The following is a 25,027-nucleotide window of genomic DNA, read 5'->3' as shown; positions in this document are numbered from 1 at the left end:
GACAAGCTACTCCAAGGCGGCGGTCGAGGGAAATGCCGCGGCGTGCCCGAAGCTCACCTGCCGTACCTCCGGAAGCGCGAACCACCACCAGAAAGCCCCAAAGGCGACGATCGCCGCCGAGACATAAAAGGCGGCTTGGTAATCGCCGCCGTTCCACCCGACCAGCAAGCCGGTGAGGATCGGGCCAATGATTCCCGACGTGTTGCCGACGCCATTCATGATTCCGACCCACCCGCCGGCCGCACGCGGACCCGCGTACATCTGGGACAGGGCGTAGCAGTTGCTGCCGCCAATGCCGCTCACCGCTCCGGCGAGCAGGAGCCAGCCGAACACGCCGTTGGTCGTGGTCGCCAGCGCGACTCCCAGGATCGCCGTGGCCAGCCCGGCCTGGTAGAAGCTCATCAGCCCCTTGCGTAGGCGGCCCTCATCAACGCCGCGCTGTACCAGCGCGTCCGACCACAGTCCCCACAGCAGCGCTCCAGTCCCCTGCACCAGATAGACCATGGTGGTCATCCAGGTCATCTGGAGGATGGACAGCCCCCGCGACTGAACGAGATAGAGCGGCAGCCAGGCGAGCAGGAAGAAGAAGCCGTAGGTGTTGCAGAAATGGCCGATGCCCATCACCCACGGCGTGGTCTGTCGCATTACTTCGCGCACGGGCACGTTCTCGCCGCTCCGGCTGGCCCGGTCGGACCAGTGACTGCGGGAAACGAGCAGCCACGGCACGAGCCACAGCACGGTGACCGCCCCAAACGTCCAGAAGATTGCCCGCCAGCCGGAATAGAACAGCAACAGACCGCCGGCGAAGGTGCCAAGCGCGGGCCCCCAGGCGAGCGCGGCGGCGACCGTCCCGTTGGCGATACCCCGGCGCCCGCCCGGGACATGGCGGGCGATGATCTTGGACGCGGCGGGAAAGGCAACGCCCTCACCGATGCCCAGCACCACCCGAAGCACGATCAACATGGCAAGCCCGCTGACAAAGCCGGTCAGCAGGGTGGCCAGCGCCCACAACGCAAGCCCGGCGGCGATCAGGCGGTAGACGCAGAACCGGTCGGCCAGCCAGCCCACCGCGAACTGGGCCGGGGCATAGACCCACGAAAAAGCGGAGACCGCCAGCCCGAACTCATAAGGCGACAGGCCAAGCTCGCTCTTGAGCCTTGGCGCCGCAATCCCCAGCGCCCCGCGGTCGACATAGTTCAGGAGCACCAGCGCCCCGAGTAGCAGGGTCAGCCAAACGCCCGCTCGTCCCGCCCTTTGCGCGTCCATGCCGTCCTCCTCACGCCCGCCCCGGTTGCAGCACGAAGCCGAGGCTCACGCAATGAATCCCGCGTCGAGCCTGGCGGTACTGGCACTGACCGGTTTCGACCCTGCCTGCTGCACCGATCGAAGCGCCAGGACCTCGAGGACGCCGCTAATTCTCGCTTCGTTATCGCTTCGTAAATAGGTTCTGTTTAGAGACGGACCACAGCAAAGACCGTGCCTGTGGGGGGCTAGGACATGTCAATACTGTCGCGCTCGCGCTCGGCGCGTCACCCGGTTCGCCAGCGAGCCCAGCTGTTCTGCGGCGATGGTTCGACCAGCGCTGTCGACGTGGAAAACATCTCCAACGACGGCTGCTGCGTCTATGCCTCGCTCGAGGTTGGCGCACAGCTCAACGTCAGGGTGCCCGGCGCCGCCATCGTCACGGCCGCACAGGTGTGCTGGTCGGCGAGCGGCAAGTCGGGCCTTCGCTTCTCCTGTGGCAGCGCTCCAGCTGGTCGCCAGGCTTGATGCTGAGGGAGTTTGCTAGTTTCGGCAGCCGCCGGCGGAGCGTTGGCGTCGCCAGCGGTGCCGAGGACTATGAAGAAACCTCGCTGCTGCTCGGCGCTTTTGAGGCATCGCTGCAGGGCTGGTTCTGGTCCGTCGATCCCGAGGGCCGCCTGACCTACATCAGCAAGAGCGTTGCGGACCTCCTTGAGCGCACCCCTGATCAGCTGCTCGGAATGTCCTTCGCTGGCTTGTTCGAGCAGGCGGATGACGATCAATCCGGACGCCGCACGCTTCCGTTCGTCTTGTCCCGGCGGCTCCCGTTCGAGAAGATCATCCTTCGCCCGGCCGCGGGCACCATGGCGCGCCAGTGGGCGGTGTCGGGCGCGCCGCAATTCGCGAATGGCCACTTCAGCGGCTATCGCGGCGTCGCGATCGACGTCACCGAGCAGCGCCGCTCATCCGAGGACGCCTCCCGGCTGGCGCAATATGACGCGCTCACCGCCCTTCCCAACCGCCGGCGGATGGCGGAAGTGCTTGAAGAACGCTTGCGGGAATTGTCCCATCGCCAGCGCTCCTGCGCGGTCATGCTGGTCGACCTCGACCGCTTCAAGCAGGTCAACGATACGCTCGGCCACCCGGCTGGTGACGCCTTGCTCACGCAGGTCGCCGACCGGCTGGTGCGGATCGTGGGAGACCGCGAGCAGGTCTTTCGGCTTGGCGGCGATGAATTCCAGGTGATCCTGCCGGACTGCGGCGACAATCGCGTCATCGAGCCACTGGCCGAGCGGATCATCACCAGCCTGTCGCAACCCTATTCGGTGGAGGGCAGCCGCTGCAGCATCGGCGCGTCGATCGGCATTGCCGTCGCGCCGGGCGACGGCCGCACCCGCGTCGACCTCATCCGCAATGCCGACCTGGCGCTGTACGCCGCCAAGACCGACGGTCGCGGGCGCGCCACCTTCTTCTCCGAGGACCTGCTGCTGGCCGCCGAAGCGCGCCGCGGGCTGGAAGAAGACCTGCGCGATGCGCTCGCCCGCGATCAGATCAGCCTCGCCTACCAGCCGATCGTCGACAGCCGCACCAATCAGATGACCGGGGTCGAAGCGCTGCTGCGCTGGCAGCATCCGGTGAACGGTCCGATCTCCCCCGCCGTGTTCATTCCGATCGCCGAGGAGGCAGGGCTGGTCGCCCAGCTTGGCGATTGGGCGCTTCGCCAGGCTTGTCAGGATGCGGCGAGCTGGCCCGGCACCTTGCGAGTGGCGGTGAACGTCTCCCCCGTTCAGTTCAACGACGGCGCACTGCCCTCCCATGTCATGTCGGCGCTCGCCTCGGCGGGGCTATCGCCTGAACGCTTGGAACTGGAGATCACCGAAGGCGTGTTCCTCGGCGACACGCCCGCAGCCGATGCGATGTTCGCCTCCCTCAAGCGGATCGGCGTGCGGCTGGCGCTCGACGACTTCGGGACCGGCTATTCGTCGCTCGGTTATCTGCGCACCGCGCCGTTCGACAAGATCAAGATCGACCAGAGCTTCGTTCGCGAAGCCACCCTGCCCGGCTCACGCAATGCGGCGATCATCGCCGCCATCGTCGCGCTGGCAGAGGCGCTGGGCATGGACACGACCGCCGAGGGCATCGAATATATGGACCAGCTGGCGCTGATCCGTGCGCTTCGGGTCAGCCATGTCCAGGGCTGGGTCTACAGCAAGGCGCTGTCCTCCGCCGAACTCGGCGAGCGGCTGGCTGATGGTAAGTGGGGCATCGACCCGAGTGGCCCGGCCACCCAGCGCAGCAATCGCCAGTCGGTTTATCGCAAGATCGGGATCATCCACCAGAACCGCTATCGCTCCACCGTGGTGCGCAACCTGTCCGAGAGCGGCGCCCTGATCGACCGGCTCGACGACCTGCAGGCGAGCACCGCCATTGTGGTCGACTTCGGCGAGGGACAGCTCACTCTCGCCCGGGTCGTGCGCAGTGCCGGACGCCAGCTCGGGATCGAATTCGAACAGCCGCTGCTGGAGGATGAAACCGGCGGCCTTCGAACCGCCCGGCGCATTTCTCCCTACCAGCTGGCAACGCTGGGGCTGCCGAACCCCGGGGAACCCGACAAGCTCCTGGGCGACCACGGCGAGCCCTGGTCGGCGGAGGCCTTCGCCGAGAAGCTCAGCATCAGCGCTCCGCAACGCTCCCTTCCTCCTCAACCGCGTCAGTCACTGACCTGGTCCAGCCCGCCCGCCACTGGCTCGCTGACGGTCGAAGCGCTGGCCGCCCGCTACCTCGACAGCCTGCGCGAGGACGAACAGGCTCTGGCGACCGCGCAGGAGGACCTGCGGACCTCGCTCTTGCCCCAGCTTGGCCATCTGCCGCTGTCGCAGGTCAGCGCCTCTGACGTGCGTGAATGGCTGACGCTGCTGAGTGAGCGCGACCGGTCCCCCGGCGGGCTCGACAGCCGCCGCCTGCAGAAGCTCTTGTCGCGGATGTGGTCGCTCGCCGTCGACCTGCAGCTGACGGACGGCGCCACCAACCCGGTGGAGCAGGCGCTCGGCGCGCAATGGCGCGAACAGCAGGACGCCTTGCTGTCAATCGCCGACGCCAGCGAACTGCTCGGCGCCGCGCGATCCAGTCCGAATCGGCAGCTGCGCTTCATCATTGCCCTGCTGATGCTGACCGGCGCGCGAACCCGCGACGTCCTCAACCTGCAGTGGAGCCAGCTCGACCTCGAAGGCGCGCTTTGGCGGGTCAAGCAGCCGGGCGGCGCGGCCACTCGGGAGCTGGCGCTGAACCAGCCGGCGCTGGACCTGCTCAAGCGGCTGCCGCAGATCGCGGATTGCCCGTTCGCACTGCCCAACCCGACCACCCGCAAGCCCTATCGCTCCCTGACCCAGAGCTGGGAGGTGGTGAAAGCCAGGGCCGGATTGCCGCACCTCGAGCTGGACGACCTCCGCTATAGCCGTTTCGCGGTCGCGACCTGGCGCGAGCAGCTGGACGCCTTCGTCCAGCAGGACAGCGACGACACGCTCTGAAGGCGTGCCGGCGAGCCTATTCCTCGCCCATCCGTAGCGCGGCGATGAACGCCTCCTGCGGGATCGAAACCGACCCATATTCCCGCATCTTGGCCTTGCCCTTCTTCTGCTTCTCGAGCAGCTTGCGCTTGCGGGTGGCGTCGCCGCCGTAGCACTTCGCAGTGACGTCCTTGCGCATCGCGCTTATCGTCTCGCGGGCGATGACCTTGCCGCCGATGGCGGCCTGGATCGGGATCTTGAACAGGTGCCGGGGGATCAGCTCCTTCAGGCGCTCGACCATGCCGCGGCCGCGCGCTTCCGCGGTGCCGCGGTGGACGATCATGCTGAGCGCATCGACCGGCTCCTCGTTGACCAGGATGCTCATCTTGACGAGGTCGCCCTCGCGCGTCCCGATCTGGTGGTAGTCGAAGCTGGCATAGCCCTTCGACATGCTCTTCAACCGGTCGTAGAAATCGAACACCACTTCATTGAGCGGAAGCTCGTAGGTGATCTGCGCCCGACCGCCGACGTAAGTCAGGTTCTTCTGGATGCCGCGACGGTCCTGGCAGAGCTTCAGGATCGGCCCGAGATATTCGTCGGGGACGTAGATGGTGGCCTCGATCCACGGTTCCTCGATGCTCTCGATCCGGTTGGGGTCGGGCATGTCGGCGGGGTTGTGGAGTTCGATCGTCTGCGCGTCCTCGTTCTTCGAGTGCGACAGGTGCATCGTGTAAACGACGCTCGGCGCGGTGGTGATGAGGTCGAGGTCGTATTCGCGGGTCAGCCGCTCCTGGATGATCTCCAGGTGGAGGAGTCCCAGGAAGCCGCAACGGAAACCAAAGCCCAGCGCGGCGCTGGATTCCGTTTCGAACGAGAAACTGGCGTCGTTCAGCCGCAGTTTGCCGAGGGACTCGCGAAGCTTGTCGAAGTCGGCGGCGTCGGTCGGGAACAGCCCGCAGAACACCACTGGCTGGACTTCCTTGAAGCCGGGCAGCGCTTCGGCCGCGGGATGGCGGGCGTCGGTAATGGTGTCGCCGACGCGGGTCTGCGCGACTTCCTTGATCTGTGCGGTGATGAAGCCGATCTCGCCAGTCGACAGCTCGTCCAGCTGCTCGATCTTGGGTCGGAAGCAGCCGACCCGGTCGATCAGGTGCGTGGTTCCGGCAGCCATGAACTTGACCTGCTGCCCCTTTTTCAGGACGCCGTCGATCACCCGCACCAGGATGACGACGCCCAGGTAGGGGTCGTACCATGAGTCGACCAGCATCGCCTTCAGGGGAGCGTCACGATCGCCCTTGGGCGGGGGAATGCGGGTGACGATCGCCTCCAGCACCTCTTCGATGCCGATGCCGGCCTTGGCGCTGGCCAGCACGGCGTCGCTGGCGTCGAGGCCGATCACTTCCTCGATCTCGGCCTTGACCTTCTCGGGCTCGGCGGCGGGAAGGTCGATCTTGTTGATGACGGGCACGATCTCATGGTCGTGCTCGATCGACTGGTAGACGTTGGCCAGCGTCTGCGCTTCCACGCCCTGCGCCGCGTCCACCACCAGCAGCGCGCCTTCGCAGGCGGCGAGGCTGCGGCTGACCTCATAAGCGAAGTCGACGTGGCCCGGCGTGTCCATCAGGTTGAGGGTGTAGGTCTCCCCGTCCTTGGCCGTGTAGTTCAGGCGGACGGTCTGCGCCTTGATGGTGATCCCTCGCTCCTGCTCGATCTCCATATTGTCGAGCACCTGGCCGTGCGTCATCTCCCGTTCGGTCATGCCGCCCGTGCGCAGGATCAACCGGTCGGCAAGCGTCGACTTGCCGTGATCGATATGGGCGATGATGGAAAAGTTGCGGATCTTGTCGAGCGCGGTCACGCGGGCGGTTCTTCTACGATGAAACGGGAGGTGCCGGTCCGCTAGCAGAGCGCTCGACGCCTGTCATGCGTCGCCTATCGTTTCGGCGCCGATCCTGTTAGAAGATGGTCGGGCCAAAAGCGTGAGTGGGCAGGCGTATCGCCGCCGCTGATGGTCCCGCATCAGATCAGGGGACATCTCATGCTGCGTACGCTTTCCGCCACCGCCGGTGTGGCGGCCGTGCTCCTTTCCACTTCCGCTTTGTCGCAACGCCAGAGCACGCCGCCCGGCCCGCCTCCCATCGCCACTTACTGGGTCAGCGCCTCGACCGACAGCGGAATGGGCAGCGGGGGCGGGGCCGCGATGGCGGCGATGATGATGAGCGGCCGTGGAGGTGGCGCCAGCCGCTCGCTGACCCTGCAGCTCGGCTCACGCCAGCCCGGAGCAAGCCTGGATGTCGGTGAGCATCTGCCCCCGCCCGGCCTCGCCATGGGATCGAGCCTGCCACTCCGGGGAGTAACCCGGGTAGAGGGCGAGCGGGTCGGCGGCATGCCGCGCGATTTCCAGCGGCCCACCGGACGGATGCTGATCTACTGGGGCTGCGGCGAGCATGTCGGCCCCGGCCAGCCACTGGTGATCGATTTCGCCAAGCTTGCCGCCGGACAGATGCCGCCGGGCTGGGGTGCGATGATCGCCAGCGCCACCCCGCCGCATCCAGCCGCAGGACGAGGCTATGGCGAATGGCCGAACGACCGTGATCGACGGGCGGTGCCGATGTCCGGCTCGCTGGTCGGCGCGCACAGCCTGCGGTCTCCCATCAGTCCTCCCATCGCCTTCACCCTCGGCGCGGGACAGGACTTCATGCCGGCCCTCGACCTTGCCGAGCGCGGCTCGCTGCCGTCTGGCGCCACCCGCCTCGGCTGGCGGCAGGCACCGACCGCCACTGGCTATGCCCTCTCGCTGATGGGCGCCGGCCAGGGTGGGGGCAGCGACATGATCCTGTGGTCGTCGAGCAGCAAGGGCGGCGTCGGCACGGCCATGGGACTGATAGACTATCTGCCCCCCGCCAAGGTCCGCCAGCTGATCGCCTCCGGGCAGGTGCTGGCACCCACGGTCAGCGAATGCCTGCTGCCGGCCGAGGTCTCGCGCGCCGCGCCGGCGGGCTTCATCCGGATGATCGGCTTCGGTCCGGAGGTCGACTTCGCGGAGGCGCCCCGTGCGCCCAAGTGGGTCGCCAAGGTTCGCCTCAAGACCAGCGCCAGCCTGATCAGGGGAATGAACATGGGCGCGGCCGAGGGACCGTCCGGCGTCCCCGGACAGCCTGCCCCCAAGCGCAAGCCCAGCCTGCGAGACCTGCTCAAGGGAGTGGTTCGCCCGCCGCTTCCCTGAGGGTCCGCGGCCGGCGGCATCCCTCGCCCTGGCCGGGGAAAGCCGCTGCCAGTCGAGCGGAGCCTGCACTTCGTCGATAGCGGTTGCGCGGGCGGGACGCTCGCCTAGCATCGGTCCACCGAATCCCCGCCTTTGTCCGGAGCATGCTCGACCATGACGACCCTGCCGCGTCTCGCTTTCTTACTGGCCAGTGCGTCCGCGCTCGCCGCCGCCGCGCCGCTCGGCGCGCAGCCGGCACCTGCCGCGGCAGCCGCAACGTCCCGCCCCGCACCCGTCAGCAGCCTCGTCAGTCAGGTTCGCATCCCCAACACAGTGTTCAAGCTGCCCAACGGCCTGACCGTCGTGGTGCACGAAGATCGCAAGGCGCCGATCGTTGCCGTCAGCACCTGGTACAATGTCGGCTCCAAGGACGAACCCAAGGGCAAGACCGGCTACGCCCACCTGTTCGAGCATCTGATGTTCAACGGGTCGGAGAACCTGCCGGGCGACTATTTCACTTACCTCCAGCAGGTCGGCGGCACCGATTATAACGGCACCACCTTCTTCGACCGCACCAACTATTTCGAAACCGTCCCGCGCGGCGCGCTGGAACGGGCGCTGTTCATGGAAAGCGACCGGATGGGTTATCTGCTGGGTGCCGTCACCCAGGAGAAGCTCGATAACCAGCGCGGCGTGGTTCAGAACGAAAAGCGGCAGGGCGACAACCGTCCCGGTGGCCTGGTGTTCTACGAGGTGCTCGAGAACCTCTTCCCCGTTGGCCACCCTTATCATCACAGCACCATCGGCTCGATGGCCGACCTCGACGCCGCCAGCCTGGCCGATATCCAGGCCTGGTTCCGCGACAATTACGGCCCGAACAACGCCGTGCTGGTGCTGGCCGGCGACATCAATGCCGCTGAAGCTCGCCCGCTGGTCGAGAAGTATTTCGGGCAGATCAAGCGCGGACCGGTGAACGTGCCGGCCGCCGCCGCCGTGCCGCCCGCCAACGGTCGCTCCATCGTGATGAAGGACCGCGTCGCGGCGACCCAGATCCAGCGTTATTGGGCGGTGCCGGGGATGCTTGCCAGGGACAGCGCCGCGCTCGACCTCGGCGGCTCGGTGCTCGGCGGCCTCGCCTCCTCGCGACTCGACAAGGCCCTGGTCCGCGACGAGAAGATCGCCGTTGCGGTGTCCGCCTCCAACAGTGCCTTCCACCGCGTCGGCTTCTTCAGCGTCACCGCCGTTGTGAAGCCGGGCGTCGACCCGGCCGTGGTCGAGAAGCGCCTCGACGAGCTGATGGCCGACTACATCCGCAACGGCCCCACCCAGGCTGAACTGCGCCGCGCCGCCACCAGCGAAGTGGCGAGCCGAATCCGCGGGCTGGAGCAGGTCGGCGGCTTCGGCGGCAAGGCCGTCGCGCTGGCCGAGGGTCAGGTCTATGCGGGCGACAGCAATTTCTACCGGCGCCAGCTGACGGAACTGGCGGCGGTCACCCCGGCGCAGGTCAAGACGGTGTTCGGCCGCTGGCTGACCCGTCCGCCGCTCAAGATTCGGCTCGAGCCGGGCGATCGCCCGCCTTATCAGGAGGCCGCCGTCCGGCCGAAGGGCACCGCCGCCAAGGAGGGCACGCCGCCGCCCTCGACCAAGCGCGAGATCCCGCCGCTGGCGACGCTCGCGCAGCTGAACTTCCCCACCGTGGAGCGGGCCCGCCTGTCGAACGGCATCCAGGTCACCTACGCGCGCCGGACGGCCGTTCCGCTGACCCAGATGGCGGTCAGCTTCGACGCCGGCAACGCATCCGACGCGCCCAACCAGCGCGGCCTCAGCAGCTTCGCGCTGGGCCTGCTCGACGAGGGCGCCGGCGGCCTCACGTCGCAGCAGTTGGCCGAGCGCGAAGAGGAGCTGGGCACCGAGATCAGCAGCGGCTCGAGCCTCGACACCAGCAACGTCACCATGTCGGCCCTGTCGGCCAACCTCGGCCCGTCGCTCGACCTGCTCGAGAAGATCGTCGAGCAGCCGACCTTCGCCCCGGCCGAGGTGGAGCGGGTTCGCGCGCAGCTGCTGACCGGCATTGCCCAGGCGCAGAAGGATCCCAACAGCATCGCCTCGCGGGCCGTCCCGGCACTGCTCTACGGGGCCTCGCACCCCTATGGCGGCCCGCCGGGCGGTGACATCGCGGCGGTGAAGGGCTTCAGCCAGGCCGACCTCAAGGGCTACCAGCAGCGCTGGCTGCGCCCCGACAATGCGCAGATCTTCATCGTCTCGGACCGACCGCTCGCAGAGCTGGTGCCCCAGCTGGAGCAGCGCTTCGGCACCTGGGCGACCCCGGCGGTGGCCAAGGGCAGCAAGGTCTTCACCGCTCCGCCGGCCCGTCCGGCGAAGTCGCGGATCGTGCTGATCGACCGGCCGGGCTCACCCCAGTCGGTGATCGTCGGCGCGCAGCTCACCCCGGTGAACCCGCGCGGCGACATCGTGCCGGTCAGCGCGGCCAGCGAAGTGCTCGGCGGCAACTTCCTGTCGCGGATCAACATGGACCTGCGCGAAACCAAAGGCTGGAGCTATGGCGTGAGCGGCAATTTCGCCCTCAACCAGAATGCCGCGCCCTATCTGGTCAGTGCGCCGGTCCAGGCCGACCGCACCGGCGACAGCATTGCCGCGCTCAACCAGAACATCACCGACCTGCTCGGGACCAAGGGCATCACCAGCGAGGAGCTGACCCGGCTCGTCGCCAACAACGTCAACGCCCTGCCCGGCAAGTTCGAGACCAGCAGCGCGGTGCTGAGCGCGCTGATGACCAATGCGCTGTACGGCCGGCCGGACGACTATCAGGTCCAGCTCGCCGGCAAGTATCGGGCGCTGAACGCCGCGCAGCTCGACTCCGCGCTCAAGGGCGCCCTCGATCCCAACGGCTTCGTCTGGGTCGTGGTGGGCGACGCTGCCAAGGTGAAGCCACAGCTCGACAAGCTCGGCCTGCCGATCGAGGTTGCCGAGCCACGTTGACGAGTGACAGCGAGGCTGCGCCCGATCGCGGGCGCAGCCTCGCTGCACTCCTTACCGTAATCGCGTTGCGGGGAACCCACTGATCCGAATTGGGACCATCCGGATGTGGCTGATCTCAGGCCGCGAGTTTCCGCTAGAATAGCGGCATGAAGACGATGCAGGAGCGGCGGCGAACGCCCGATGTACCCCGGCCCGAGCATGGCCAACGGCGTGGTGATCGGCTCGCGGCGCAGGCGATCGCACGCGCAGGGGAGCCGAGCCTGCTCAGCCGGGCCCTCCCGCTCTGGACGGCAGCAGCCCTCATCGGCGCGCTCATCGGATCCTTCCTGCTGCGGAGCTGACCCGGACCGACATCCGGATCAGGCCCCTCAACGCACCCGCGTGACATGCCCCATCTTGCGGCCCGGGCGTGCTTCGCCCTTGCCGTAGAGGTGAAGCGACGCACCGGACTCGGCGATGAGCTCGGGCCAGCGATGGACCTCGTCCCCGATCAGATTGTCCATCGTCGCACCATTCCCGCGAAGCGCGGTGGAGCCGAGCGGCAGGTCGAGGATGGCGCGAAGGTGCTGCTCGAATTGCGAGGTGGCGGCGCCTTCGATGCTCCAGTGCCCGCTGTTGTGGACCCGCGGCGCAATCTCATTGACCACCGGACCGTCGGCGCAGGCAAAGAATTCGACCGTCAGCACCCCGACATGGCCAAGCGCCTCGGCAATCGCCCGGGCCATGGCCTCCGCGGCGGGGACCAGCGGCGCGACGACCGGGCCGGCCGGCACGGTCGAGGTGCGCAGGATGCCGTCCCGGTGATCGTTGCGCGGAGCGGGCAGGATGGCGATCTCGCCGCCAAGGCCGCGCGCAAGAATGATCGAGAATTCGGCGGCGAATGTCATGCCGCGCTCGGCGACCGCCGGCTGCTCGCTGATCGCGGCCCAGGCGTCGGCGGCCTGCTCAGGCGCACGGACCCACGCCTGGCCCTTGCCGTCATAGCCGTAGCGCCGGGTCTTCAGCACCAGCGGGCAGCCGAGCTCCGCCACCGCCTGCTCGACCTCGGCCAGGCTCTCGACCGCGCGCCACGGCGCGACCCTTCCGCCCGTCCGCTCGATGAAGCTCTTCTCGGTGGCCCGGTCCTGCGCGACCGCCAGCGAGCGGGTACCCGGGCGGAGCTTGTCGCCGATCCCCGCCAGCGGCTCCACGCTCAGATTCTCGAACTCGTAGGTCACTACGTCACAGCTCGCGGCGAACCGCTCCAGCGCGGCGCGGTCGTCGAAAGCAGCGCGAGTGAACTCGGCTGTGACGTCCGCCGCACAGGGCTGCTCGTGCGGATCGAAGATGTGGGTGCGGTAGCCGAGCTGCGCCGCCGCCACGCTCAGCATCCGGCCAAGCTGGCCGCCGCCGACAATGCCGATGGTCGCGCCCGGTGCGATCACTCCGGCGACTCTGCCACCGCTTCCGTCTGCGCCGCGCGCCAGGCTTCCAGTCGCTCGGCCAGGGCCGCATCGCTCAGGCTGAGGATGGAGGCGGCAAGCAGGCCGGCGTTGATCGCGCCTGGCTTGCCGATCGCCAGCGTGCCGACCGGAACGCCGCCGGGCATCTGCACGATCGACAGCAGGCTGTCGACGCCCGCCAGCGCCTTGCTCTCCACCGGCACGCCCAGCACCGGCAGGCTAGTCATGGACGCGGCCATCCCGGGCAGGTGCGCGGCCCCGCCGGCACCAGCGATGATGATCTTGAGCCCGCGACCCCGCGCTGCCTTGGCATATTCGAACAGCCGGTCCGGCGTTCGGTGCGCGGACACCACCCTGATTTCATGGGAGACGCCCAGCGACTCAAGCGTTTCAGCCGTATGGCGCATCGTCTCCCAGTCGGAAGAACTGCCCATGATGATGCCCACCGCCGCGCTCATGTTCGGCCTTTAGGAAGGAGTGTCCCCCGGTGCAACGCCGGGGACAAGCGAGCCACTGATGAAGACTCTGCAATGTCGGAATTTTGCGCTATTATCCGGTGACCTTGGGGGCCATCGTCATGGCTGACGTGCTGAATGTCGCTCGTACCGACGATAACGTCGATCGCGCTGAACTGATCGAGGAGATCAGCCGGCTGCGCGCCGAAGTCGCGCGGCTGGAGCAGCGGATCGAGGATCTCGACCAGCTGGCGCATCACGACAGCCTGGTTCCCCTGCTCAACCGCCGCGGCTTCACCCGCCAGCTCGAGAAACTGATCGACCGCACCAATCGCTACGGCGACGGCGGGGCCATCCTTTTCATCGACGTCGATGGCTTGAAGATGGTCAACGACAGCTTCGGCCACCATGCGGGCGACGCGGCGCTCGTTCATCTGGCGAAGCTGCTGATCAACGACGTCCGGCAGAGCGATTGCGTCGGACGGTTCGGCGGGGACGAGTTCGCCGTACTGCTGGAGCGGGCCGACTTCATTCAGGCCAGCGACACCGCCAGCCGGTTGGCCGACCGGATCGCCGGCAGCGAGTTCCGCTGCGACGGCCAGCCCATTCCGCTGAGCGCCGCGATCGGCATCGCCATGATCGAGCACGGCGACTGCGCCGAGCAGGTCCTGATCCGTGCCGACCGCGCCATGTATGAGGACAAGGCGGCGGCCTAGTCGAACCTTACCGCTCGCTCAGATAATATCGATCCCTGACCGACAGGTCATCGTCCAGTTCGTACACGATCGGCTGCCCGGTCGGGATCTCCAGCCCCACGATGTCCGCGTCCGATATCCCGGACAGCTGCTTCTCCAATGCCCGCAGTGAATTGCCGTGCGCCGCGACGATCACCCGCTCGCCGCGCTTCAGCGCCGGCGCGATCTCCGCCTCATAGTAAGGCAGCACTCGCGCAATCGTGTCCTTGAGGCTCTCGGTCGCGGGAACGGCCACGCCGGCGTAGCGGCGATCGTCCTGCAGCACGGCATAGGGGCTGTCCCCCTCCAGTGGCGGCGGCGGCACATCGAAGCTGCGGCGCCAGGTCTTGACCTGCTCCTCGCCGACCTTGGCGACAGTCTCGGCCTTGTTGAGCCCGGTCAGGCCACCATAATGCCGCTCGTTCAGCCGCCAGTCCTTGGTGACCGGCAGCCACAACCGCTCCATCTCGTCGAGCACCAGGTTCAGCGTCTTGATCGCGCGCTTCTGGACCGAGGTGAAGCAGCGGTCGAAGTCGAACCCCTTGTCCTTGAGCAGCGCGCCGGCCGCCGCGGCCTCCGCGACACCGGCCTCCGTCAGGTCGACGTCCCACCAGCCGGTGAAGCGGTTCTCGAGGTTCCACTGCGACTGGCCGTGGCGAAGCAGGACGAGCGTCGGCATCAGCTCAGGCCTTCAGGTCCGACAGGATCGCGTGCAGCGCGCCAAGGCAATGGTGCGCCAGATACTTGGACCGCTCCGGGCTCCAGCCGTAGAGCGGATCGGGCATGTCGAAATTGTCCTTGAACGGCATCTCCAGCGTCATCGACAGGCAGCCGTAACGCTCGGCCAGCTGGGTGGTGGACATGCTCATGTTGGCCTGGCCCGGAGCCGGGACCTCATAGCCCTGCGCCGTCTGGAAGTCGGGGCAGAGCCGCTCCAGCGTGTCGCTGAACAGCTTGAACAGGCGCGTCTGCCGCTCGGTCAACGAGGGAATGCCCTCGAACCCGGCGAGGAAGTTGGCGGGGATCGCCTCGTCCCCATGGATGTCCATCGCGAAGTCCGGCGCCTGGGCGTCCATCGCATTGCGGACGCACAGCACTTCGGGGCTCTTCTCGGCCGAGGGCGCGTGCCACTCGCGGTTGAGGTTCACGCCGACCGCGTTGGTGCGCAGGTGCCCGCGCTTGGAACCGTCCGGATTCATGTTCGGCACCAGGTGGAAGGTCACGGCCTTGCGCAGCGCGCGGGCGACGGGATCGTCCGGGTCGGCCAGCTTCTCCAGCGCGCCTTCCATGAACCATTCGGCCATGCTTTCGCCCGGATGCTGGCGGGCATAGATCCATGCGGTCAGCGGGCCTTCACCGATGGTCAGGCAGTCGATGTCCTGTCCATCCAGGCTCTTGCCAAGGCTGCGATATCCGACGCCCTCGATCTGCGCGAAGCTGCTGACGAGGTCGTGGTGCCGCTCCATCGAATAAGGCGCGAAATAGGCCAGCCAAACGACGTCGCTGCTGGGGGTCAGCCGGATCGTCAGCACGCCGTCGGCATAGCTGGTGTTCTCCGCCAGCACCCACTCCTCGCGGTCATGGCTGACGCGCGCCTTGTAGTCGGGCCAGCCGTGCGGATAGGCGCTGCCCGCGCAGTTGGTGATGCGCAGCGTGACTTCCTGGCCCGCCGCCCCGGCCAGCCGGAAATGGAACCACTGGTAGAAGTCGCTCATGTGGTCGGCGACGATCTCCAGGTCGATCGCCGCGCCGTCCTGCTTCACGACCCGGATGTTGCCCGAATCGAATGCGCTCGAAATCGTGATGCTCATGAGCCCCGCTGGGATGTGGTTAATATTGTCGGGACGGGTCCTTAAGGCTGACCGCTTGCGCCGTCAGCAAGAAAACGTCTAGCGGCCCCATGGGCGGTGGGCCTTGAGGAGCAGTTAACAGCATGGTGAGCGCGCAACCCCGTCCGACCGTTCTCGTCACCGGCGGCGCCGGCTATATCGGCAGTCACGCCGTGCTGGCATTGACCGACGCCGGCTGGCCGACCGTGGTGATCGACGACCTGTCGAACGGCCGCCGCGAGACCGTGCCCGAGGGCGTCCCCTTTCTTCAGGCCGATGTCGCCGACAAGGCCGCCATCGAACCGTTCCTGCGTGAACATCGGGTCGGCGCGATCATGCACTTCGCCGGCTCGATCGTGGTCCCGGAGAGCGTTGAGAACCCGCTCCTCTACTATCGCAACAACACGGTCGCCTCCCACAGCCTGATCGAGAGCGCCGTCGCCTGCGGCATCCGCCACATCCTCTTCTCCTCGACGGCCGCGACCTACGGCGCACCCGAAAAGGTGCCGGTCGACGAGGACGATCCCAAGGTCCCGATCAATCCCTACGGCTCGTCCAAGCTGATGACGGAGATCATGCTGCGCGACTGCTCGGTGGCGCACGGCTTCAATTATGGGGCGCTGCGCTATTTCAACGTCGCCGGCGCCGACCCGCAGGGCCGTTCGGGCCAGGCGAGCAAGGGCGCGACCCACCTGCTCAAGGTCGCCTGCGAAGCCGCCATCGGCAAGCGCACCCATGTCGACGTGTTCGGGACCGATTATCCCACACCCGACGGCACCTGCATCCGCGACTATATCCACGTCTCCGACCTCGCCGACGCGCACGTCGCCGCCCTGCAGGCGCTGATCGCCAGCCCGGACGAGAACCTGACCATGAACTGCGGCTACGGGCGCGGCTTCTCCGTGCTGCAGATGCTCGACGCACTCGACAAGGTGAACGGCACCCCGATCGAGCGGCGCATGGGACCGCGTCGCGCGGGCGATCCGCCGCAATTGGTCGCTTCCAACCGCCGTCTCGTCGAACGGCTGGGGTGGAGCCCGAAGCATGACGCCATCGAGCACATCATCGGCACCGCGCTCGCCTTTGAGCGGCGGCTCGCCGGACAGGAGTGATTTCCATCCGCCTTCCATTCGCGCTCGCGCCTTTCGCCGCCTTCGCCCTGCTGGGCGCCACCGTTCCCGCGACGCCGGCCCAGCCCGCTCCCGCCGCCCCCTCCGCCGAACTCAGCGCTGCCGCCAATCGCGTCCGCTCGCACGTCGAATTCCTCTCTGACGACCTGCTCGAGGGGCGCGGCAGCGGCGCGCGCGGTCACGAGATCGCGGCCCGCTATGTCGCCGCGCAATTCCGCGCCCTCGGACTCCAGCCGGGCGGCACCGGCGGTGACTGGCTCCAGCGCGTGCCCCTGCGCCGAGCCAGCCACGACGGGACGCCGGTCGTCTCCCTCACGACTGGCGGCAAGATCACCCGCCTCGCCTGGGGCAGCGACGTGTCGCTCCGCCCCAGCCTCACCGAAAAGCAGCGCAAGCTCTCCTCGCAGCTCGTCTTCGCCGGCTACGGCCTCAGCGATCCCGCGCTCGGCACCGACGACTTTCGCGGGCTGAACGTCGCGGGCAAGACGGTGGTGGTGCTTGAAGGCACTCCGCCGGGCATGGACACCGAGGTCGCGGCACACCTCTCCTCCGTGAAGGCGCAAATGGCGGCCAAGGCCGGCGCCATCGGCCTGATCGAGATCGGCCGCACCGGCGACAGCAGCCGCCTGCGCCAGTACGGCCGCGGCTCCGCCACCGACTGGGTGGATGCAAACGGTGAGGCGGGCAGCACGCCCAAGGGCCTGCGCTTCCGCATGGCCATGTCCAGCACCGCGGCCGCGCAGCTGTTCGCCGGTGCGTCCCGGACGCTTGAACAGGTCCGCACCGAAGCCTCGCGCGGCGGCCGCAGCCCGGCGGGTTTCGCGCTCCCCGCCACCATCGGGGTCGAAGCCAATAGCCGCTGGGAAGACTTCACCAGCCCTGAAGTGGTCGGCCTGCTGCCCGGCACCGATCCTCGGCTGAAGGCCGAGTACGTCGTGCTGATGGGGCACCTCGACCACCTCGGGATCAAGAAAGACGCCAAACCCGGCGAGGACGCCATCTACAATGGCGCGCTGGACAATGGCGCTGGCGTCGCCACCATGCTGGAGGCCGCGCGCGAATTCGTCGCCTCGGGCAAGCCGCCGCGCCGCTCGGTGCTGTTCATCGCCAACACCGGCGAGGAACTGGGCCTGCTCGGCGCCGATTACTGGGCCGCTCACCCGACCGTTCCGCTGGCCCAGGTGGCTGCGGCGGTCGACCTCGACATGCCTCTGCCGCTCTACCCGTTCACCGACGTGGTCGCCTTCGGTGCGCCCCACAACACGGTCGCCAGGACCGTCACGGCCGCGGCGGGCAGCATGGGGGTCAAGGTCTCGCCCGACCCCATGCCGGAGCAGTCGATCTTCGTCCGCTCCGACCACTACACGCTGGCCAAACGCGGGGTTCCGGCCATCCTGCTGATGACCGGCTTCGGTGGACGCGGAAAGGACGTGTGGGCCAACTTCTTCGCCGAACGCTATCACAGTGTCCGCGACGACCTTTCCCAGGCGATCGAGTGGGACCAGCTCGCCCGTTATGCCGAGCTCAACTACCGCATCTCGCGTGACCTCGCCGACACGGACCAGCGGCCGCGCTGGTATGGCGACAGCTACTTCGGCAAGGCCTTCGCCCCCGGACAGCCGAAGGCCGCTCGATGAGGTGAATGCAAGGGGTTGCGGGACGCATCACCTGCCCCCTTGCCTTGACTCTGCGCGACCCCTCCCATAAGCGCCGCCACCGAAGCCCGTCAGGGCGTCAGCTGACAACCAGAACAAGAGAAACGGGCAGGCCCGGTCATGAAGATTCGCAATTCCCTGAAGTCGCTCAAGGATCGTCACCGGGATTGCCGCGTGATCCGTCGTCGCGGCCGCACCTACGTCATCAACAAGACGAACCGCCGCTTCAAAGCCCGTCAGGGCTGAAGATCCGGGGGATGCTCTGCCGACGGGTTCGGCAGGGCTAAGCAGTCCCACAGTAGGTCGTGGCTGATGATCGTCGCCTCGATTCACCGCTGACCTGCACCGGCTGGCCGTCCATTGGCCGTTAAGCTCTGCCTTCCTATATGGATGGGACTGGAGTGATGACGACCATGACGAACACCCTTCGCACCCTTCTCGGTCTCGGCGCCCTTGTGGCAGCCGGAGCAATCGGTGCGACCGGCGCGTCGGCGCAGCCTGCCGGCGGCAACAACGGCCAATGCACCTCGCCTCCGGGCCTCAACTACATGATCTGCAACGGCCAGCGCGTGCCGAAGCCCGGCAATCGCGTGGTCAATCCCGACGGCAGCTGGCGCGAGGAAGTGCGCCAGGGCAGCTGCCTCGTGGTCAAGGAAAAGACCGCTTCCGGCGAGTATAAGGAGACCCGTCAGTGCAACTGATGCGCTGACGAGCCTTCCTGTCTGCCTACTGCTGTTGGGTCTGGACCGGCCGTCCCTGCTGCGCGCGTGAGGTGCGCCCCGTCGGATCGGCGGCAATGACGCACGGCGGCAGTTTCAGCCGTTCCTCATCCTCGCACGGCCGCACCTGGGCACTGCCATCCGGACCGACGAAGATCGCCCACTCGCGCTTGTCGGCGCAGGTCGCCGACCACATCGACAGCGTATTATACTCCTGCACATAGCCGGACTTGGTGACGCGCTTGCACGGCATGCCGCTGTCCTGGATGGCGCGCTTCAGGCCGATGTCGCGGTTCATCGTGTCGAGGTTGTGCAGCGCGTCCTGCTCGGGACTGCGGACCATGATCTTCTGTTGCGGAGCCGTGGTCGCTGGCTGCTTCGAGCCGCTGTCACACGCGGCGAGGCTCAGCAGCAGGGTGGTCGCGATCAGGGTGCGCATGGTCTGGCTCCTCATTCTTCCTCATAACGCAGGCGGACCTTGCCGGCTGCATCGACCGCATGGGCGACCGCCTGCTCGACGCTGTCGCCTCGTGCCAGGGCAACGCCCATCCGGCGGTTGCGCAACGTCTTGGGCTTGCCGAACAGGCGCAGCTCGGCCCCGGTGGCAAGCGCCTCGGCCACGCCGGTGAAGGAGAATCGTTCGCTCTCCCGATCGGCCAGGATCACGGCCGACGCCGCCGGCCCGCTCTGCAGGATCGGCGCGACCGGCAGGCCGAGGATGGCGCGCAGGTGAAGCTCGAACTCGTTGGGCGACTGGCTGACCAGCGTGACCATGCCCGTGTCGTGCGGCCGCGGGCTCAGTTCGGAGAAGATGGCCCGGTCACCGGCGACGAAGAATTCCACCCCGAAGATGCCGTGCCCGCCAAGCGCCGCCACGACCTTGCCCGCCTGGCTCTGCGCTGACCTGAGCGTGGCCGGCTGCATTGCGGCGGGCTGCCAGCTCTCGCGATAGTCGCCGGCCTCCTGGCGATGGCCGATCGGATCGCAATAATGGATGCCGTCCGCGGCGCTGACGGTCAGCAGCGTGATCTCGCTGTCGAAGGCGATGAACTCCTCGACGATCACGCGCGGGCGGTCGCCGCGCATGTTGGCGACGGCATAGTCGTAGGCCGCTCCCACCTCCTCGGCGGTCCTGGCGGTGCTCTGCCCTTTGCCCGACGACGACATGACCGGCTTCACCACGCATGGCAGCCCCACGTGGTCGATCGCGGCGAGCGCCTCCTCCCGGCTTTCGGCGAAGCGGTAGCGGCTCGTCTCCAGCCCCAGCTCCTGCGCCGCAAAGTCCCTGATGCCATCGCGGTTCATGGTCAGCTGCGCCGCCTTGGCCGATGGCGCCACCCGCCAACCCGCGGCCTCCAGCGTCGCCAGCGTGGCCGTGTCGATCGCCTCGATTTCCGGCACGATCACGTTCGGGCGATGCTTCTCCACCGCGGCCCGCAGCGCCGCTCCGTCCAGCATGGAGAAGACTTCGCAGGCGTCCGCGACCTGCATGGCGGGCGCGCGCTCATAGCGGTCGCAGGCGATCACTTCGCAGCCGAGCCGCTTGGCGGCGATGGCGAACTCGCGGCCCAGCTCGCCCGCGCCCAGGAGCATCAGTCTGGCAAGGAACATGACCCTTCGTTAGCAAGGCACACGAACCACGTCATCAGGAGTGCGCCCTTGCTCAGCCTCGCCCTTGCCCTCGCCGCTGCGCCTGCTCCGGCCAAGCCGCCGCGCACCCCGCCGGAGATTGTCGCCGCCGCGCCGGCCTCGGCCTGGCGGGCAATCCCCGCCGACGACCTGCTGGTGATCGATTATGAGGGCGGCGGGCGGACGATCGTGCAGCTCGCGCCCGGCTTCGCGCCCGTGCACGTCGCCAACATCCGGCGGCTTGCGAACAGCGGCTACTGGACGGGCAGCGCCATCTACCGGGTGCAGGACAATTATGTCGCCCAATGGGGAACGAACGACGCCAAGAAGACGCTTCCCCCCGGAATCGTCGCCAAGCCGCCGGCCGAATATGTCCGCAGCCCGCGCGGCCTCGTCATCCGGCCGCTCGGCTTTGCCGACGCTTATGCGGCACGGGTCGGCTTTGCGGGAGGCTGGCCGGTTGCCCGGTATAAGGATGGCAGCGTCAGTTTGACCCACTGCTACGGCATGGTCGGGGTTGGCCGGGACCTTTCGCCCGACACCGGCATGGGCGGCGAACTCTATGCGGTGATCGGGCAAGCGCCGCGCCAGCTCGACCGCAACATCGCCCTGGTCGGCCGAGTGATCGAAGGCATCGAGCAGATGTCGGCACTACCCCGGGGGACAGAGGCGCTCGGCTTCTACAAGGAAGGCAGCGTCGCGAAGAAGATTGCTCAGGTCCGTCTGGCCAGCGCCCTCCCCGGAAGCGAGCGCCCGGCCTTCGAATATCTGACCGAAACCAGCCCGGCCTTCGCCGCCTACCTCGACCGGCGGGCGAACCGCGACGACGATTTCTACCGCGTGAAGGCGGGCGGCGTTGACCTGTGCAACGCGCCGATACCCGTCCGCCGGGTGCCGGCGCGCTGACATGTCCCTGTTAGATTAGTCTCCCTTCCCGGCCCGGCCAGCGGCAGCGCTGGCCGGGCGGGAAGGAGAGTCTCGTTCAGGCGGCCCAGGCTTGTTCGGCCCGGTCCTTGTTGCGGTGCTGAATCACGGTCGGGCCATGATGGTGACGCGTACTCGCCTCCGCCAGCGGCAGGGCCGTGGCGCAGAAGGCACATTCGGCCGACATCCGGCCGATCAGCCAATGGGTGCGGCCACAGCCGGGACAGTGATTCACTTCATGCTCCCGGTACACGGCATGGTAGCCGCGCACGGCGGGGTCGTGCTTCAGGCCCAGGTCGCCGAGAGTCGGAAAGTTCGACATTCGATATACTCCCTTTGAGCGCCAAACGCCGCCCGAACGGGATTGGTTTCAAACAGGTTACCGCATTTAAAGGCTGCGCAGTGCCACGGCGGGACGCACCCGCAGGGCCGGCCAGGCGGCGGCAAGAGCGGTCAATATGGCGACCAGCACCCCCGCCAGCGGCAGCGCCACCAGCCCGACCCAGTCGGGTTTGAAGGACAAGGTGAACAGTCGAGTGACCACCGCCCAGGCCGCGGCCGTCCCGAGCAAGAAGCTCAACATCGCGACCGCTCCACTCATCGCCGCGAACTCGATCAGCTGGGCGGACAGGATCTGCCGGCGGGTCGCGCCGACCAGCTTGAGCAGCACACTTTCCCGCGCCCGGCTGGCCCGGGTGGCGGCGACGGCGCCGGCCAGCACCGCCACGCCGATCAGGATGGCGATCAGGGTCGCCAGCGTGATCGCCGCGTTCATCGCACCAAGGATTTCCTGCACCCGGGTCACCACCTCCGACACCCGGATCACGCTGACCATCGGCAGTTCGGAGGCGAGCGCGCGTTCGAACCCGGCGGTCGAGCGACCCGCTCCCGGGGCGACGGTCGCCATCAGCGTATAGGGCGCGTGCTCCAGCGTTCCAGGCGCGAAGATGATCGCGAAGTTGAAGCCGAAGCTGCGCCAGTCGATGGTTCGGAAGGAGGCGATCCGCGCCGTGATCGGACGGCCGAGCACCGCCACCGTGAGCGTGTCCCCCACCTTCAGGTTCAGCGCCTTGCCGGCGTCGGCGTCGAGCGACACCAGCGGCGGCCCGCGGTAGTCACGAGGCCACCACTCGCCCGCCACGACCTTGTTCCCGACCGGCAGGTCGGCGGCGAAGGTCAGGCCCCGGTCGCCCCGCAGGATCCACGCGCCTTCGGGCACGGTCATCTCGGCCACGGGCCGGCCGTTCACCGCCGTGACCGGGCCCCGCAGCGACGGGACCAGCCGCAGGTCCGCGCCGGGTTGGCTGCGGGCGGCGAGCGCGCGGAAATGGCCCTCCTGGTCAGCGGGAAGGTCAAGCAGGAACAGGGCGGGCGCCTTGGCGGGAATGTCGGCGGCAAGCTCGTTCCTCAGGCTCGAGCCAATGCCGCTCAGCGCCACCAGCAACGACAGGCCAAGGCCAAGCGCAATGCTGAGCCGGACGGTCGCGCTACCAGGACGATGCAGCGCCGCGATGCCGAGCCGGATGACCGGCCCCCCGCGACCCGCCGCAAGCCGTGCTAGCCGCCGGATCAGCCAGCCGAGCAAGCCGAACAGGCCCGCGAGCAGCAGGCCGAAGCCAATGGCGTAGAGCGTCAGCTTGCCGTTACCCGACGTCCCCACCGCCAGCGCCGCGGCCGCCAGGGTGGCAAGGGCCGGAACCAGAAGCGAGCGCCAGGCGCGCGTTTCGGCGGCCGTGCCACCGACTTCGCCGCGAAGCACCGGCGCCGGCCGGTCGGCGATCGCCCGCGCGACCGGGCGCCAACCGGCCGCCAGCGTGATCAGCAGGCCGAATGCGGCGCTCAGCAACAGTGCGGTCCACTGCGGCGCCGGGTCGGGCCGGATCGGCAGCAGGTCGCCGACGACCTGACCGACCAGCAGCGGCGTCAGCGCGCCGACCGCCAGGCCAATCAGGATGGCGAGCCCAGCGAGCAGGGCGACGGACAGGCCAAGCATCGGCGCCAGGGTGCGGCGGGTCGCGCCAAGGATCTTCAGCACGGCAATCCGGCTTCGCCGAGCGGCGGCGAAAGCGCTGACAGCGCTGGCGACCCCGATGCTGCCGATGCCGAGCGCTCCAAGCGCGATCAGCAGCATCAACTGGCCGACATTGTCCACGAACCGGCGAGTGCCGCCGGCGGCATCGCCCTTGTCGAGCGCGCGCCAGCCCCCGTCGGGGAAGCGCTGCTGGAAAGCCTTGCCGATCGCCACCCCGTCCGCACCGTCGGGGAGCAGCAGGCGATAGCTGCTGGTATAAAGGCTGCCGGGCTGGACCAGGCGCGTCGCCGCCAGGCCCTCGGGACTGACCAGCACCGGGGGGGCGAGCGCGAAGCCGGCCGCGGCGGGCATCCGGCGGATGATCCCGGCGACGCGGAACCGGGCGAAGCCGAGGGTGACCGGGTCGCCCGGGCGCAGCCCGACCCGGTCGGCCAGCTCGCGCCCGATCGCCGCTTCGCCTTCCCGCGGCATGCGGCCGGCGTCAAAGGTCACCGCGCCGCCTGGCGGCCAGTCCGCCGGAACGCCCGACAGCTCCACCAGCGCGCTGCCTTGGGCGGTATTAAGATTGGCGCGGGTAGTCATGCTCTCCTCGACCCGGCCAAGGGCCTCCATCGCCTGCCGCTCGGCCGGGCTGGCGCTCCGCTGCGAGGTGGAAAGCATGAGGTCGCCGCCCAGCAGCGCTCTGCTATTCTGCGCCAGCGCGACGTTGATGGCGCTGGCGAGGCTGGTGACGGAGGCCAGGCCCGCCACCGCGATGGTCAGGCAGGCCAGCAGCAGCCAGAGCGAGCCGATACCCCCGCGCAGGTCCCGGCGGGCCAGCGCGAAAGCGCTCATCCCGCGACGATCCGGCCGTCGGCGATTCGGACGATGCGGTCGGCGCGCTCGGCCACCGCGGGATCGTGCGTGATGACCAAGAGGCCGGCCCCAGCGGCGCGGACCCGCTCGAACAACAGGTCGACGATCTGCTTGCCGGTGGTCGCGTCAAGGTTGCCGGTGGGCTCATCGGCCAGCAGCAGGCGCGGACGCGGCGCGGTGGCGCGGGCGATGGCGACCCGCTGCTGCTCACCGCCCGACAGCTGAGTGGGATAATGATCCAGCCGGTGGCCGAGGCCGACGGCGGTGAGCTCGGCGGCGGCGCGACCCCGCGGGTCGGCCACGCCCGCCAGCTCCATCGGCACCATGACATTCTCCAGCGCGGTCATGGTCGGCAGCAGATGGAAGGCCTGCAGGACGATGCCGATCCGCGCTCCCCGCAGGCGGGCCAGCGCGTCTTCGTCGAGAGCGCCGACGTCCGCGCCCAGCACGATGGCCCGGCCCGAGGTCGCCCGCTCAAGACCGGCGATCACCGCCAGCATGGAGCTCTTGCCCGAGCCAGACGGGCCGAGGATGGCTACGCTCTCGCCTTCGTGGAGGCGCAGGTCGATGCCGCGCAAAATGTCGGTGCGGGCCTCACCGTCGCCGAGGGTCAGGTGGACGTCGGCGATCTCGATCAGGGGTTCGGCCATGCTCGCTTGCAGCTAGGAAC

General features: G+C 68.1%; 22 protein-coding genes. 11 read left to right on the top strand and 11 right to left on the bottom strand.

Annotation, left to right across the window (positions count from 1 at the left end):
- Window positions 1-6 precede the first annotated feature (6 nt).
- Window positions 7-1,266, bottom strand: coding sequence for an MFS transporter (locus M8312_RS11555; protein WP_250117838.1), 1,260 nt, complete (start codon window positions 1,264-1,266; stop codon window positions 7-9).
- A 231-nt stretch (window positions 1,267-1,497) separates the two neighbouring features.
- Between M8312_RS11555 and M8312_RS11550 the strand changes: the two genes are divergently transcribed.
- Both M8312_RS11550 and M8312_RS11545 read left to right on the top strand, forming a co-directional pair.
- On the top strand, window positions 1,498-1,770 hold the full coding sequence (locus M8312_RS11550; protein ID WP_250117837.1) for a PilZ domain-containing protein: 273 nt from the start codon (window positions 1,498-1,500) through the stop codon (window positions 1,768-1,770).
- On the top strand, window positions 1,770-4,769 hold the full coding sequence (locus tag M8312_RS11545) for an EAL domain-containing protein (protein ID WP_250117836.1): 3,000 nt from the start codon (window positions 1,770-1,772) through the stop codon (window positions 4,767-4,769). The genes M8312_RS11550 and M8312_RS11545 overlap by 1 nt, the downstream gene beginning before the upstream one ends.
- 16 nt (window positions 4,770-4,785) lie before the next feature.
- On the opposite strand, the gene lepA is transcribed toward M8312_RS11545, so the two are convergent.
- A complete protein-coding gene (gene lepA / locus M8312_RS11540; protein ID WP_250117835.1) occupies window positions 4,786-6,606 on the bottom strand; it encodes a translation elongation factor 4 in 1,821 nt (606 codons plus the stop codon).
- A gap of 180 nt (window positions 6,607-6,786) precedes the next feature.
- Here lepA and M8312_RS11535 point away from each other — a divergent pair, with 180 nt between their 5' ends.
- The 3 genes from M8312_RS11535 to M8312_RS11525 all read left to right on the top strand — a co-directional run bounded on the left by M8312_RS11535 (window position 6,787) and on the right by M8312_RS11525 (window position 11,294).
- Window positions 6,787-7,974, top strand: coding sequence for a hypothetical protein (locus M8312_RS11535; protein ID WP_250117834.1), 1,188 nt, complete (start codon window positions 6,787-6,789; stop codon window positions 7,972-7,974).
- A gap of 153 nt (window positions 7,975-8,127) precedes the next feature.
- The gene (locus M8312_RS11530) at window positions 8,128-10,953 is read left to right on the top strand and encodes a M16 family metallopeptidase (protein ID WP_250117833.1); all 2,826 of its coding nucleotides are present in this window, start codon (window positions 8,128-8,130) and stop codon (window positions 10,951-10,953) included.
- Between the two features lie 146 nt (window positions 10,954-11,099).
- Window positions 11,100-11,294 (top strand): hypothetical protein, encoded by a 195-nt coding sequence (locus M8312_RS11525; protein WP_250117832.1) that lies wholly within the window; start codon window positions 11,100-11,102, stop codon window positions 11,292-11,294.
- Between the two features lie 27 nt (window positions 11,295-11,321).
- On the opposite strand, the gene M8312_RS11520 is transcribed toward M8312_RS11525, so the two are convergent.
- Both M8312_RS11520 and purE read right to left on the bottom strand, forming a co-directional pair.
- Window positions 11,322-12,377, bottom strand: coding sequence for a 5-(carboxyamino)imidazole ribonucleotide synthase (locus M8312_RS11520; protein ID WP_250117831.1), 1,056 nt, complete (start codon window positions 12,375-12,377; stop codon window positions 11,322-11,324).
- Complete coding sequence (gene purE, locus M8312_RS11515; protein WP_250117830.1) at window positions 12,374-12,853, bottom strand: 5-(carboxyamino)imidazole ribonucleotide mutase; 480 nt, start codon at window positions 12,851-12,853, stop codon at window positions 12,374-12,376. Before purE ends, M8312_RS11520 begins: the two co-directional genes overlap by 4 nt.
- Window positions 12,854-12,972: 119 nt before the next feature.
- Here purE and M8312_RS11510 point away from each other — a divergent pair, with 119 nt between their 5' ends.
- Window positions 12,973-13,566 carry a GGDEF domain-containing protein gene (locus M8312_RS11510; RefSeq protein WP_250117829.1) on the top strand — a complete coding sequence of 198 codons (594 nt, stop codon included), beginning with the start codon at window positions 12,973-12,975 and terminating at the stop codon, window positions 13,564-13,566.
- A 7-nt stretch (window positions 13,567-13,573) separates the two neighbouring features.
- Here M8312_RS11510 and gpmA read toward each other — a convergent pair whose 3' ends face one another.
- A complete protein-coding gene (gpmA, locus tag M8312_RS11505; RefSeq protein WP_250117828.1) occupies window positions 13,574-14,263 on the bottom strand; it encodes a 2,3-diphosphoglycerate-dependent phosphoglycerate mutase in 690 nt (229 codons plus the stop codon).
- Between the two features lie 4 nt (window positions 14,264-14,267).
- Window positions 14,268-15,395 (bottom strand): M14 family metallopeptidase, encoded by a 1,128-nt coding sequence (locus tag M8312_RS11500; protein ID WP_250117827.1) that lies wholly within the window; start codon window positions 15,393-15,395, stop codon window positions 14,268-14,270.
- Window positions 15,396-15,517: 122 nt separating this feature from the next.
- Here M8312_RS11500 and galE point away from each other — a divergent pair, with 122 nt between their 5' ends.
- The 4 genes from galE to M8312_RS11480 all read left to right on the top strand — a co-directional run bounded on the left by galE (window position 15,518) and on the right by M8312_RS11480 (window position 18,899).
- Complete coding sequence (gene galE / locus M8312_RS11495; RefSeq protein ID WP_250117826.1) at window positions 15,518-16,525, top strand: UDP-glucose 4-epimerase GalE; 1,008 nt, start codon at window positions 15,518-15,520, stop codon at window positions 16,523-16,525.
- Window positions 16,522-18,180, top strand: coding sequence for a M20/M25/M40 family metallo-hydrolase (locus tag M8312_RS11490; protein ID WP_250117825.1), 1,659 nt, complete (start codon window positions 16,522-16,524; stop codon window positions 18,178-18,180). The genes galE and M8312_RS11490 overlap by 4 nt, the downstream gene beginning before the upstream one ends.
- 138 nt (window positions 18,181-18,318) lie before the next feature.
- Entirely contained in the window at window positions 18,319-18,444 is a 126-nt protein-coding gene (gene ykgO / locus M8312_RS11485) for a type B 50S ribosomal protein L36 (RefSeq protein WP_029941846.1), read from the top strand.
- A gap of 167 nt (window positions 18,445-18,611) precedes the next feature.
- Window positions 18,612-18,899, top strand: coding sequence for a hypothetical protein (locus M8312_RS11480; RefSeq protein ID WP_250117824.1), 288 nt, complete (start codon window positions 18,612-18,614; stop codon window positions 18,897-18,899).
- 25 nt (window positions 18,900-18,924) lie between these two features.
- On the opposite strand, the gene M8312_RS11475 is transcribed toward M8312_RS11480, so the two are convergent.
- A complete protein-coding gene (locus M8312_RS11475; RefSeq protein WP_250117823.1) occupies window positions 18,925-19,356 on the bottom strand; it encodes a hypothetical protein in 432 nt (143 codons plus the stop codon).
- Window positions 19,357-19,367: 11 nt separating this feature from the next.
- Window positions 19,368-20,528 carry a formate-dependent phosphoribosylglycinamide formyltransferase gene (gene purT, locus M8312_RS11470; RefSeq protein ID WP_250117822.1) on the bottom strand — a complete coding sequence of 387 codons (1,161 nt, stop codon included), beginning with the start codon at window positions 20,526-20,528 and terminating at the stop codon, window positions 19,368-19,370.
- A 48-nt stretch (window positions 20,529-20,576) separates the two neighbouring features.
- On the opposite strand from purT, the gene M8312_RS11465 reads away from it, so the two are divergent.
- On the top strand, window positions 20,577-21,452 hold the full coding sequence (locus M8312_RS11465; protein ID WP_250117821.1) for a peptidylprolyl isomerase: 876 nt from the start codon (window positions 20,577-20,579) through the stop codon (window positions 21,450-21,452).
- A gap of 76 nt (window positions 21,453-21,528) precedes the next feature.
- Here the strand turns inward: M8312_RS11465 and M8312_RS11460 are convergent, their stop codons facing one another.
- The 3 genes from M8312_RS11460 to M8312_RS11450 all read right to left on the bottom strand — a co-directional run bounded on the left by M8312_RS11460 (window position 21,529) and on the right by M8312_RS11450 (window position 25,007).
- A complete protein-coding gene (locus M8312_RS11460; RefSeq protein ID WP_250117820.1) occupies window positions 21,529-21,792 on the bottom strand; it encodes a hypothetical protein in 264 nt (87 codons plus the stop codon).
- 66 nt (window positions 21,793-21,858) lie between these two features.
- The gene (locus tag M8312_RS11455; protein WP_250117819.1) at window positions 21,859-24,336 is read right to left on the bottom strand and encodes an ABC transporter permease; all 2,478 of its coding nucleotides are present in this window, start codon (window positions 24,334-24,336) and stop codon (window positions 21,859-21,861) included.
- The gene (locus M8312_RS11450) at window positions 24,333-25,007 is read right to left on the bottom strand and encodes an ABC transporter ATP-binding protein (protein ID WP_250117818.1); all 675 of its coding nucleotides are present in this window, start codon (window positions 25,005-25,007) and stop codon (window positions 24,333-24,335) included. The genes M8312_RS11455 and M8312_RS11450 overlap by 4 nt, the downstream gene beginning before the upstream one ends.
- Window positions 25,008-25,027 lie beyond the last annotated feature (20 nt).

This window comes from Sphingomonas sp. KRR8 (assembly GCF_023559245.1).
Lineage (GTDB): Bacteria > Pseudomonadota > Alphaproteobacteria > Sphingomonadales > Sphingomonadaceae > Sphingomicrobium.
This window is presented reverse-complemented; position numbering and strand designations above follow the sequence as displayed.